Origin of the sequence: Apibacter sp. B3935, assembly GCF_009827705.1 — a bacterium.
GTDB lineage: Bacteria > Bacteroidota > Bacteroidia > Flavobacteriales > Weeksellaceae > Apibacter.
This window is the reverse complement of sequence record NZ_WINL01000002.1, coordinates 647,855-660,445: the sequence shown is the minus strand read 5'-3', so window position 1 is coordinate 660,445 and position 12,591 is coordinate 647,855. Positions and strand designations below refer to the sequence as shown.

Here is a 12,591-nt window from a genome sequence, read left to right as displayed (position 1 = left end):
AATGCAGAATTTTATATACTTTCAACTTTAAATTTTTTATTTTTAGCTAAATAAACTTCTATGAATTTTTCAAAAAATCCTTATGTATATTATTTTTTGGCTTTGATAATGGGGATTTTTTTATGTGATCTCATTTTCATTCCGATTCCTTATGTATTAATTTTATTGGGGTTACTTTTAGTGCTCTTAGGATTTATTATAAATAAAGCTGATTACAAAGGCATATTTTCAATTTTAACTTTAGTAAGCTGGAGTTTACTTGGAATGGTTGTGGTTGAATTAAATAACAGTTTATTAGATGATCATTATATAAATTATAAGGAAAATGGAAAATCTCAAATACTAACAGTTATATTAAAAGAGCAAAACAATTCAACTAAAAATTTTCGAAAATATACTGCAGAGGTTACAAGTATTATATATAAAAACAAACAGTTTGCAACCAACGGATCTATTATGCTCTTTGTTGATAAACAAAAATATAATTCGGTTTTAACTCTAGGCAATGAATATATTTTGAAGCTTACAATTACTGATCCGACAGGAGCTTTGAATCCCCATCAATTTGATTATTCGAATTATCTAAAAAGAAATTATATTTTGCAGACGGGCAGAGTATATGAGATTATTTCAGAATCGCCGCATGCATCACTAATTTATTCGATTAAAAATTTTAATCAGTATTTAGTTAAAAAAATTGAAAATTCAACATTAGGAGAAGATTCAAAAGAATTTTTAAAAGCATATTTATTGGGTGATCGGTCGGAAATGAAAAAAGAATCTATTAATGTTTATTCCAAATCCGGAATTATGCATTTAATAGCCATATCAGGAATGCATATTGCTCTGTTATTTGGTATTATTTTCAACCTATTAACCCTAATGATGAAAAGTGGAAACAGAAAAACCATCATTATCATTTCATTACTATTTGTATGGTTTTTTGGCTGTTTGGTCGGACTTACCTCTTCTGTTTTCCGATCATGCTTAATGATAACGATTTATTATTGTTTTGAATTGTTGAAACGTACCGGTTCTATCTATCACAGTATGGCCTTATCTGCTTTCATTATTCTTTTATGCGATCCGAATGAAATATATTCCGTGGGTTTTCAATTAAGTTATATAGCCGTATTTTTTATTGTCTGGTTGTCCCCCATCTTGATTTATCATATGAAAAGTAAGAATAAAAAAATTAATAAATGGATCGTAAATCCATTAGCGGTTACTTTAGCTGCACAGATAGGAACGCTTCCTTTTGTATTATTTTATTTTCATCAATTTTCATTGTTATCGATTCCTATCAATATTTTGATAATACCTTATACATTTATAATTACTTATTCATCAATAGTAGAGTTATTTTTGGTTTTCTTACCGTGGGAGTATCAGGAATATTTTTCATCTATTTATGATTTTTTAGTTAAGATTTTGGTGGATTCTACCTATTATATATCTTCGGTAGAACCACTAATGCTAAAAAATATTCCATTGAGTTTATGGGAATTGTTTTTGATCTCATTTTCTCTGATTTTTTTAAAAAATTATCTTTCAGGATTAAAATTGAACCATCTAATTCCGCCTTTATTGTGCATAGTTCTCTTTCAGTTGAGTATTTTATATAATGATTATCATTTATCCGGAAAGAAAAATTTTATAGTATTCAATCATAAAAATTCTTTACTGGGATTCAGGGATGGAAAAAAATTGCTAGTCGTAGGAGATTCAACTGAAAATTGGGAACTAGTAAAGCGATATATTATAGATCCTTACAGCATAGGAGAAAGAATCAATGAGATACAAATAAGACCTTCTAAAGAAGATAAAATTTATAAATGGGAAGGTAAAAAAATTCAAATATTAAATAAATCTTCAAAAAATTGTAAGGATTCCGTTGATTATCTGATTGTAAATAATCCATTATTTGAATGTGAAATAGTTTCAGACGTTACAATTATAATTACAGGAAACAATAATAAGCATAGGCGTTACAACAATAATTCTTCAAAATGTTGGTATACCTCAAGGCAAGGAGCTTTTATTAGTTGTCTTTGACTAAATTTTTGTCTAATTGAGATTTTACATTTTTTATAGTATTCAAAAACTCTTCGGGCTGCATAAATCCTGAAATTACTGAAACTGTTTCTCCTCTTTCATTTATTAATACCATGGAAGGATATCTTAAATTTCCTCCTAGTGCATAATAAGCCCAAGATTGTATTCCGGCTTGTCCGTTTGTAATGTAATCGAACGTATTTCCTTTAAAAGTTATGGATTCTTTAGATTCTGCATTAAATTTAACCGGGATAAAATTCTCATTAATATAAGAAGCTACTTCTTGATTTTGGAATGTATACTTATCTAAAAATTTACAAGGACCGCACCAGTCAGTAAAAATATCTACAAACAACAACCTATTATCTCCATGCACTTGAAGGCTGTCACCTTCTGATAAATTTCTCCACTGGATTAATTTTTTATCTTGAGCAGATAAGTTTATAATCGATAAGGCAAAAAATAAAATAAACAGATTTTTCATATTAAATCTTTAATACAAAAATATATATTTAAATAGAATCAGTCAACTAAAATAAACTTTTTATCCGAGGTTTTCACAAAAGCATATAGTTAGAATTTGAAGCTGATGCCTGTTAAAAAATTAAATCCGGCTTGAGGATAATAAAAAGGAGTATTATCATAATAATATCCGTTGTTTTCATATTTAGTATTGAAAATATTATTTAAGGCAAGTTTCAAATTAAAAGATTTCATTGAAAAAAGTGATGGAGAAAATTCAAATATCATGTCAGAAATAAAATAACTGTCCAATTTTCCATTTTTAGGCTCTTCATTGGTCAGATATTGACTGCTAACGTATTGGTTCATCCATTTGCAATTTAAATTTTTTATAGGCTTCCATTCTGCTATAACATTTCCAATATAAGCGGGAGAGAAAGCGATCGTAGTATTTCCTAGTTTTTTTATATCTGAATCAGTTTCCTTTTTAAAATTTATATTTTTATTAATGCTTAAGGTTGAATTAGCAGAAAGTGAAAATTGAGATGAAAATTGATAGGCTGCCGAAAGTTCAATTCCGGTTCGATAACTTTTACCGCTGTTTTCTCGTATAAAACTTCCTACATCATTTATTTTACCGCTTAATACTAATTGGTTAATATAATACATTCCGTACCAGTTTGCAGAATATGAAAATTCACGGAAATTTTGTTGGATTCCTAACTCCACATTATGAAGAAGTTCTGCTTTTACATTTTCGTTTTCCAATATATCGTTTCGGCTGGGCTCACGTTGAGCTAATCCGTAGGTGAAATAGATAGAACCTTTATCAATTTTATACGATGTTCCGATTTTGGGATTAATAAAATTATAGTTTTTATCAAATTTTATAGGTCCACCATTCTTATAAACACTTTCTCCACCCGGGAGGTCATGACCTTTATATTGTATGGATCGATATTGAATATCTCCAAATAAGTCCAAGTTGGGTGTAAGAGTTACTATTACTTTAAAAAAGCCTGAAAACTCGTCTTTATTGGCTTTATTTCTGTAATATTCATGATCTTTCAAACCATTTGAAATATATTGAGCCCAAATAACATTTCCGTAATGATATCCTTTATAGGTATTTGCACCCATTCCAATTTCAAGATTCCAATTATTAATCGTTCCGGTTACACGATTTATTATTCCGTAAAAATTATTATCCAGCCATTGCCTTCGAATCAAATCTGAACGCGAAATGGTTTCATTGCCTATTATAAGATTCTTTAATTTATAATTGGATAATTTGGAATCTTGTTTATACTCTTCATAATATCCTTTACCACGAGTATAAAAAAGCGTGGAATTTAATACCCAAGAATTAGTAAACCTTTGTTTAAAATATAAATGATAATGATCTTGATTATAATTATCGGTTTCATTACTATAATATCGGATAATATTTCCATCTTGATCATAAATGGCTCCGCATGAATTAAATGTTCTTCTTTTCTTCATCATTTCTTCATTAACACCATTCCAAGCTTGATAGGTTTTTTCTTGTCCGCCAAATGTCATTAACCCGATAGATGTCTTATTTTTTTCGTACAGACCATGGACATAATAAGAGAAAAGATCAGAAAACGCACGGTCTATATATCCATCAGACTTTATAAAAGATACTTTAGCATCTAAAGAAAGCGTTTCGTTAAAAAATTTGCCCGTACCAAGTCCAAAAGTGTGCTTATGAGTTTTAAACGAACCCACAGATTGATCTGATTGGAAATAAGGAGTTTTAGACGGTGTTTGAGTTTTTGCATTAATACTAGCACCGAAAGATCCCGTTCCTTCCGTTGACGTACCTACTCCCCGTTGTATGGTAAGGTTAGATAATGAAGAGGCAATATCAGGCATATTTACCCAAAAAGGACCTTGAGATTCTGCATTGTTGATAGGGACTCCATTTAAAGTAACATTTATTCGTGTCTGGTCACTGCCTCTTATTCTTAAACTGGTATAACCCACTCCCGCTCCGGCATCTGAAGTGGAAACTACCGAAAGATTATTTTTTAACAAGTAGGGGATATCTTGACCTAAATTTTTGCCTTCCAGTTGTTTTGAGGTAATACGTTCTTTAGTAATGGGAGCATTGCCTGAAACAATAATTTCTTTCAATTCAATTAAAGAATCTTTCTTAATCTGTCCTTGTAGGCTTAAACTAAAAAGAGCGACAACTAATAAATAAAACCAATCCCTTTTTTTCATAATAAATAAATTTCAGGGATATGTTACAGGACTAAAAAAAATAAGATTTCAAAAATTTGAAATCTTTATCTAAGATTTCCCTTGACAACATTACTTGTCCAGGTTCTTAGGGTATAATCTCAGCCGTTATATACAGCACCCCTTCGTAGTGTTAAAATTAATTTTTATACAGAAGCTTTAGCTAGGCTAGTATCATTTTGAGCTTCTTCATGTATTTTTTGAATATCAATATCTGAATCTAAAATTCTTTTACCTGTTCTGAATTTCGCTCTCCAATAAGCAGTATCCAGCGAAGAAATAGTAACCCCTTTGGACGAAGACGCGTGAATAAAAAATATTTCCCCGGTTGGGCTTACGCTTTCAACAATACCTACATGAGAAATTCTGCTTTTAGGAGTATGAGCAAAGAAAATAAGGTCTCCTTTTTTTAGATTATGTTTAGAAACGAAAGTTCCTCTATGAGATTGTTCAATTGATGTACGAGGCAAAGAAATGTTTAATGCAGCAAACACATGCTGAACAAAAGAAGAGCAATCTATACCTCTTCTTGTTGTTCCTCCGTATTTATAAGGAGTTCCTAAATAAGTTCTGGCTTCACTTAGTAAATTATAAGCTCTAGTTGAAAATCTGCTTTCGGCATAGATATTGCTGTTTTCTAGTAAAGCAGCATCTTTTCTTAATGTTGTAGAATAATTTTCATCACTAACCGATGCCGTACTGTAAAGTTTAACAGTTTTAGGATGATAAACCAGCATTTCGTTAGTAGTAGGATATTTATAGGTATCGTTATTACTTGCTACGTAATTAGATACACACGAGGTAGCAGAAGTTGAAATTACTATAATTACAGAGAGTATTTTTATTAAAGACTTCATATATTCAAAGATGATACAACTAATTTATGTTGATCAAAAATAAGAATCATATAGATATTTATACGATCAATTTAACTTTTTTTATATATATTTAACACAATGTTTAGAATATGTTAAATAAAAGTTAATGAAATAGGTGCAATAAAAAACAGATATTTTCAAGATAAATATCTGCTTTTTTATATGGTATAAATTTAGATTTTTAAAAAATGCTATCTAAATGTCATCGAATTCAACGTTAGTATAATTTGAAATATTTGCTGAATTTGCATTGTCTTTATTTTCTTCGGATTGAAGATGAAAATCGTCTCTATGTCTTTCGGAAATAACTTTTTCTCCGGTTTCTTTAATAATGAAAGCAGTAGTTTCTTCAAAGATGTCTTTGAAATTTTTAAAATCTTCTTTATATAAATAGATTTTAAATTTCTTGAAACCTAAAGCGCCTTCTTCAGAAATATTCTTTTTGCTCTCAGTAATTGTTAGATAATAATCACCTGCTTTAGTTTCTCTTACATCGAAAAAATAAGTTCTTTTTCCTGCTCTTAATACTTTAGAGAAAATTTCGTTTTCTTTCTTCTCTACATTTTCAAAATCATTCATCATATATGTGTTTTGTTTTTTATTGCCTTAAATTATATCTTTTAAGGGATAATAAAATTTAATTTTTTTTGTTTAAACAGAGCAAAAATATAAAAAATACTCTTAATATTATAATTGTTTTTATGATAGTTTTTGCGTAATTTGTTTTTTATATAATTCAGAATAAAAACCTTGATTTAAAATAAGATCTGCATGAGTTCCTATCTCATTTATTTGTCCTTGATCCAGCACAATGATTTTATCTGAATGTTTAGCGGATGAAACACGGTGAGTAATAATTACTGTTGTTTTAATATCAATGTCATTTTCAATATTAGATAATATTTTTTCTTCTGTTTCAGTATCGACAGCGGATAAACTGTCATCAAATAAAAATATGGTAGGATCTTTAATCAATGCTCTTGAAATCGATATACGCTGTTTTTGACCTCCCGATAGGGTTACCCCTCGTTCACCTACTTCCGTTTGATATTTATCTTTAAATTCGATAATATTGGAATGAATTTCTGCTTTTTTAGCATATTTTTCAACTTGTTCCAATGTCGCATTTTCAACCCCGTAAGAAATGTTATTGAAAATGGTATCCGAAAAAAGAAAACTTTCCTGAGGTACGTATCCGATTTTATCTCGTATTACATTTAAATTATGTTGGGACAAAGGTTCATCATCAATATAAATTGCTCCTGAATCCGGCTCAATAAGACGTTCCAATAACAGAGCAATAGTTGTTTTTCCCGATCCGGTCTTTCCCATAAACACAATCGTTTCTCCGGGTTGTATTTCAAAAGATACACGGTTAAGAGCTTGTATTCCTGTATTCGGATAGGTGTAAGAAACATTTTCAAATCTGATTTTACCCTTTATAGGATAAACATTAAAGTTGGTATTTTTAACCTCCTCTTTAACGTTCAAGAAATCATTAATTCTTTCCATGGAGGCTTCAGCTCTTCGTACCATAGATATAACCCACCCTAAAGCTGTAAATGGCCAAATTAAAACATTAAGGTAAAGAAAAAAATCTGTAATAGTTCCGACGTTTATTTTACCATCTATATATCTTTGGCCTCCAATATAGAGTATAAATAAGTTGCTTAATCCGATGATTAAAACCATTAAAGGAGAAAAAATGGCCTCTGTGGTTGAAAGCGAAAGCGATTCATTTCTATATTGATTGGATTGATTTATATATTTTGATATGATATAGTCTTCTTTAGTGAACGATTTGATAACTCTTATCCCGGAAAAAGAGTCTTGTACAAAAGAGGAAAGTTCCGATTGTTTGCCTTGTACAATTTTAGTTTTTTTATTAATAATAGTACTTTGGTTGTATATAAAATAAGAAAGGAAGGGTAAGGGAAGGATTGCATAAAAGGTCATCACCGGATCAGAAGCCAGCATATACCCGAGAATCAGTATAAGCATTATAAATAAGTTAGCACTATACATAATTCCGGGGCCTAAATATTGACGGACATTTACCACATCTTCGCTGATGCGATTCATGAGGTCTCCAATTTTAGATTTTTTATAAAAACTGAAAGAAAGTGTTTGATAATGTTTATATATATTATTTTTAAGTTCAAATTCGATTCTTCTGGAAGCAACGATTATGGTTTGCCTCATATAAAACTTCATGATTCCGGAAGTGATTGGAGCCAGCACGATAATTCCTCCATAAAGAAGAAGCTGCTTCATTAATTGCTTTTTATCTAGCAAATCTGAATGGGTAAGAGATTGAGCAATAATATTAATGGCCTTTCCAATAAATTTTACAGGGTAAATAGTTAAAAAATTGGAAAGTATAATAAATACAACTCCATACAGAAGGAGTTTTTTGTGTTTTAAAAAATATGGATTTAAAGTTTTTAAGGCACTCATAAAAGCAAAGTTACAAAACTTGTAGTTTTTATTTCGTATAAACTAAAAAGTGTATCTGATTGGATTCAATCGGATACACTTTGTCATCTATGGTATAGATTGCGATTTATCTTTTTTTATGTTTAATCAAATATTCTGCAATTTGAACAGCATTTAAAGCAGCACCCTTACGTATTTGATCACTTACACTCCAGAAAGCAATACCTTTAGGATTGGTAAGGTCTTTTCTAATTCTCCCTACAAAAACTTCGTCACTTCCTGATAAGAATAAAGGCATAGGATATTTATTTTCTGAAGGATTATCCTCAACAATTAACCCATTGAAATTTTCAAAAGCATTTCTAATTTGTTCAACGGTTAATTCATCCTCAGTTTCCACCCATATGCTTTCAGAATGTGCCCGCATAACAGGAACACGAACGCAGGTTGCAGATACCTGTATATCGGAATGCATAATTTTACGAGTTTCATTATACATTTTCATTTCTTCTTTAGTATATCCGTTTTCAGTAAACACATCAATATGAGGGATTAAATTAAAAGCCAATTGGTGAGCAAATTTTTCAACTAGGACCTCCTCTCCGGCAGTTGATTGTTTTGCTTGTTCAATCAATTCTTTCATTGCAGAAGCACCAGCTCCGGATGCTGATTGATACGAAGAAACATGCACCCTTTTTATATGTGATAATTGTTCAATAGGTTTTAAAGATACTACCATTTGAATGGTTGTACAATTGGGATTTGCAATAATATTTTTTGGAGAATTCAATGCATCTTCCGCATTTACTTCCGGTACTACTAAGGGTACATCATCATCCATTCTAAACGCAGATGAATTATCAATCATGATCGCACCATATTTAGTGATGGTTTCCGCAAAATTCAACGAAGTACCTCCTCCTGCAGAAACTAAAGCAATATCTACCCCTTTAAAATCGTCATTATGTTGAAGTTCCTTGACTGTATATTCCTTGTCCTTGAATTTATAAACTTGTCCGGCACTTCTCTTGGATCCGAAAAGTACTAATTCAGTTAAAGGAAAATTTCTTTGGTCTAAAACTTTGAGAAGCTCTTGCCCAACAGCTCCGCTTACTCCAACAATTGCAATTTTCATAAATATATACTTTAATGATTTTTAATTATTTATCTTTTAGGGTAATAAACTGTTCCAAAATGCTCTAGGAATCATTCCGAGTACTAAAGCAAGTGAGACGACAGACATAAGAAGTGTCCAAACTGAAATTTTAGGTGCTTTTTTAATCTTTGCATTTACAATAGTAATTAAAACTCCAACCAAAACCATAGAGAAAGGATGTTCTATATAATTTCTTCGTATTGCAGCAATTCCCATAATATCTTTCATGCCGGCATTTTGAAAGATAGGAGAGCTGAAAAATAATAGTATTCCAAGAAGTATCTGTGTATGTGTGAATATCAAAGTTATAAGAGAGATTCTTTTCACCTGACCACTGACAGGTCTTTCCTGTAAATAATAAATAAACGATACAACAGTAAGTAATAAAACAAAAACGAGGGTAATCATACCTACATAATGGTGTATGTTTTTAAAAAGGATATACATAAATTTGATTCTATTTCATTTTAATATGTAACAAAAATAGTAAACCTATTGAAATATAAGGGTATTTTAATCATTTTTATTGAAATTTTAAATACCGCATAACTAGATAAGAATTATAATCTGTTGGCTCTAATTTCTCCGTAGCCTATAAGTGCGTCATAAGTGCCACCAAAAGGAGTATAATATAACAAACCTTGATATAGGTTTTCTGTTTGCCAAAATGAACCGGGAATTTCTGAAATGCTAAAATGGTTGTTTTTTTTGTCAACGGTTGCAATAGTGTAATTATAATACCCTTGTTTTAATAGCATTGTTTTTACGTATAAACCTTGATTTTCATCGTAAATCATCCGATTAGAATCGGAAAGTTCATAATTATTGAATAATCCTACAACATACAAATCTTTATTTTCTAAAGGCTGTTTAAGTTCCAAAGAAAATGTTACCGGAGTATAATCGCCTTCTGTTCGGGCATCCCTTTCCTGGTTAAGATCAAATCTCCTGAAATAATAAGCACCGTTGACATCAGGATTATAGGCATAGTCAAGCGGATACGGAGCAATGGAATATAAATAGGTAAGATAAAGTGGGTTATTTTCTTCCGATTTAAAAACTCCGTAACCCGGGATGGAAATATTTTTGGTATCGAATGTATAAAATTCATTACCGCCTTCAAAAGCATTGGTAAGTTGTCCGAACGTGAAAGAATTACCGTTTACAAACTGTGGTTCTATATTATAGATCGCAGTTTGCCAATTGTTATTTTGAAGTAAACATAAAGAAAGTTGTCGGGTGGAGATTGAATTTATTCCCGAAATGACAGCTTGTGCTTTTACTCGCTGTGTTATGTTCGGGTTTTTAGATGTAGAATACCTCTCATATCCAACATTAATATGAGCAAAATCGTCGTAAAACGCAATTCTCTTACTGAATAAAGGTTTGTGGTTATCAGTAAAAACAGTTAGAAGATAATTTCCTGAAACCTTAGGTTGCATGTCTTTATTTGGAAATTCTAAGGTATAATGAGTGTAATTTTGTCTCGTATTAAAGGAAGGTTGATAATCGTATATTTGAGGTAAGGTATATCCATCGATATATTCTGATTCAAAAAGATGGTCTTCATTCCAATTTCTGTCGTAATGCTTAATAGTATAGTAAATTTTTTCGTAGCCTTTATCTAACAGATCAAAAGTAAGCACAAACATACCTTTGTTCATGGAGATAAAAGGAGTTTCATCATTCGTATCGGGATTGAATAATTGTATACCGTTAACGGATGAGCTGTATACTTTTTCTAAAGCCTGCTGAGAAAAACAGAGCTGAGAAAATATGCAGAAGAAGAGAATCTTTTTAAGCATTTTTAGTTTTTTTAATTTATATATACTACAGAAAATTTACAGAGCCTTGTAAATTAGACATTTGTCGCATGATCCATAGTTTTCTTTTTTGAATGAACTTTCCATTAATTTTTTTTCCATATTCTCGGGGATTGGGTAAAAGAGCAGCTAAAATTGCAGCCTCGCTTTTTGTGAGCTGAGAAGCCGATTTGTGAAAATAATGTTGAGAAGCGGCTTCTATCCCATAAATTCCATCACCGAATTCTATTACATTTAAATAGACTTCCAATATTCTTTTTTTACCCCAAATCCACTCAATGAGGCAAGTGAAATATACTTCCAGACCCTTTCTGACATAATTTCTACCCTCCCATAAAAAAACATTTTTCGCGGTTTGTTGTGAAATGGTGCTTCCTCCTCTTTTGGGAGATCCTTGTTTTTCAATTATTTTTTGAATCTCTTTAAAATCAAATCCACCGTGTTTAAAATAATTTTGATCTTCACTGGAAATTACCGCAAGTTTTATGGAATTATTCATACTTTCTATCGGAATCCATTTTTTTTCAATGCTTGAGCCATTCACAAAAAATCTTTTTAACATAAGTTCTGTGTATGGAACAGGCAACCATTTGTATACAAAAACCATTACAATAGAAAGTACCCATAAACCAATAAAAATCCATTTAATCCATCTAAAAATCTTCATTAAAATTTGATTGATTAAAAACGGATGAATTACCAGCCTTTAACAGCTCCTCCCTTAAATTCTCGATCGGTAGTTTCTGCAACTTCATCCGATTGATAAGCTTTAACAAATGTTTTTACATTTTCAGCATCTTTATTATCTTCTCTTGAAACGATTACATTCATATAAGGGGAATCTTTGTCTTCAACAAAAAGACCATCTTTTAATGTAAAACCGTCTTTAGCTGCAAATGTATTATTGATAATGGCAACAGCTACTTTATCATCATTTAGAATTTCAGTTAAAATAGCAGGATCCATATCGACTATCTTTAAATTTTTAGGATTTTCAATTATATCAGAAGCGCTTGAAATAAGGCTTTTAGGATCTTTTAATTTGATTAATCCTTCTTTTTGAAGAAGCAATAATGCTCTTCCTCTGTTGGTGGCATCATTTGGAATTCCTATAGTACTGCCGGGTTGTAATTGATCAAGCGATTTTATTTTTTTAGAATATCCGGCCAATGGATAAATAAAAGTATTTCCTACTATGGCAAGTTTATATCCTCTTTGTTTGATGATATTATCCAAAAATGGTTTATGTTGAATAATATTAATATCAATATCCCCGTCATTAAGTGCCGTATTCGGTAAAATATAATCATTGAATTCAACCAATTCAACATCTAGCCCGTATTCTTCTTTAGCAACTTTTTGAGCGGTTTGAGCAACCACAAACTCCGGCCCCGATTCAACTCCAACCTTAATAAAATTAGGATTATTTGCTCGGTCTTTCTTGCAAGAACTTAGAAAAAAAACAGAAGCAAGTAAGGTAAATACTATTAGTTTTCTCATTATGATATTATTT

General features: G+C 30.8%; 11 protein-coding genes and 1 riboswitch. Of the genes, 1 reads left to right on the top strand and 10 read right to left on the bottom strand.

What is annotated here, in order from left to right; genetic code table 11:
- Positions 1 to 60 precede the first annotated feature (60 nt).
- Positions 61 to 2,055: a ComEC/Rec2 family competence protein gene (locus GFV00_RS05860; protein ID WP_160556864.1), complete on the top strand. Its 1,995-nt coding sequence runs from the start codon at positions 61 to 63 to the stop codon at positions 2,053 to 2,055.
- Here the strand turns inward: GFV00_RS05860 and GFV00_RS05855 are convergent.
- The 10 genes from GFV00_RS05855 to metQ form a co-directional block, all read right to left on the bottom strand.
- Complete coding sequence (locus tag GFV00_RS05855) at positions 2,042 to 2,539, bottom strand: DUF255 domain-containing protein (RefSeq protein WP_160556865.1); 498 nt, start codon at positions 2,537 to 2,539, stop codon at positions 2,042 to 2,044. The genes GFV00_RS05860 and GFV00_RS05855 overlap by 14 nt on opposite strands.
- 89 nt (positions 2,540 to 2,628) lie before the next feature.
- Complete coding sequence (locus GFV00_RS05850) at positions 2,629 to 4,767, bottom strand: TonB-dependent receptor (RefSeq protein ID WP_160556866.1); 2,139 nt, start codon at positions 4,765 to 4,767, stop codon at positions 2,629 to 2,631.
- A 58-nt stretch (positions 4,768 to 4,825) separates the two neighbouring features.
- Positions 4,826 to 4,920, bottom strand: a riboswitch (TPP riboswitch).
- An 11-nt stretch (positions 4,921 to 4,931) separates the two neighbouring features.
- On the bottom strand, positions 4,932 to 5,642 hold the full coding sequence (locus GFV00_RS05845; protein WP_160556867.1) for a C40 family peptidase: 711 nt from the start codon (positions 5,640 to 5,642) through the stop codon (positions 4,932 to 4,934).
- 216 nt (positions 5,643 to 5,858) lie between these two features.
- On the bottom strand, positions 5,859 to 6,242 hold the full coding sequence (locus tag GFV00_RS05840; RefSeq protein ID WP_105296864.1) for a DUF3276 family protein: 384 nt from the start codon (positions 6,240 to 6,242) through the stop codon (positions 5,859 to 5,861).
- Between the two features lie 120 nt (positions 6,243 to 6,362).
- Positions 6,363 to 8,120 (bottom strand): ABC transporter ATP-binding protein, encoded by a 1,758-nt coding sequence (locus GFV00_RS05835; RefSeq protein ID WP_160556868.1) that lies wholly within the window; start codon positions 8,118 to 8,120, stop codon positions 6,363 to 6,365.
- 106 nt (positions 8,121 to 8,226) lie between these two features.
- Entirely contained in the window at positions 8,227 to 9,234 is a 1,008-nt protein-coding gene (locus tag GFV00_RS05830) for an aspartate-semialdehyde dehydrogenase (RefSeq protein WP_160556869.1), read from the bottom strand.
- A 36-nt stretch (positions 9,235 to 9,270) separates the two neighbouring features.
- On the bottom strand, positions 9,271 to 9,663 hold the full coding sequence (locus tag GFV00_RS05825) for a hypothetical protein (RefSeq protein WP_160556870.1): 393 nt from the start codon (positions 9,661 to 9,663) through the stop codon (positions 9,271 to 9,273).
- A 152-nt stretch (positions 9,664 to 9,815) separates the two neighbouring features.
- Positions 9,816 to 11,060 (bottom strand): type IX secretion system plug protein domain-containing protein, encoded by a 1,245-nt coding sequence (locus GFV00_RS05820; protein ID WP_160556871.1) that lies wholly within the window; start codon positions 11,058 to 11,060, stop codon positions 9,816 to 9,818.
- A gap of 25 nt (positions 11,061 to 11,085) precedes the next feature.
- Positions 11,086 to 11,745: a monofunctional biosynthetic peptidoglycan transglycosylase gene (gene mtgA, locus GFV00_RS05815; RefSeq protein ID WP_160556872.1), complete on the bottom strand. Its 660-nt coding sequence runs from the start codon at positions 11,743 to 11,745 to the stop codon at positions 11,086 to 11,088.
- 29 nt (positions 11,746 to 11,774) lie between these two features.
- Positions 11,775 to 12,578: a methionine ABC transporter substrate-binding lipoprotein MetQ gene (gene metQ / locus GFV00_RS05810; RefSeq protein WP_160556873.1), complete on the bottom strand. Its 804-nt coding sequence runs from the start codon at positions 12,576 to 12,578 to the stop codon at positions 11,775 to 11,777.
- Positions 12,579 to 12,591 lie beyond the last annotated feature (13 nt).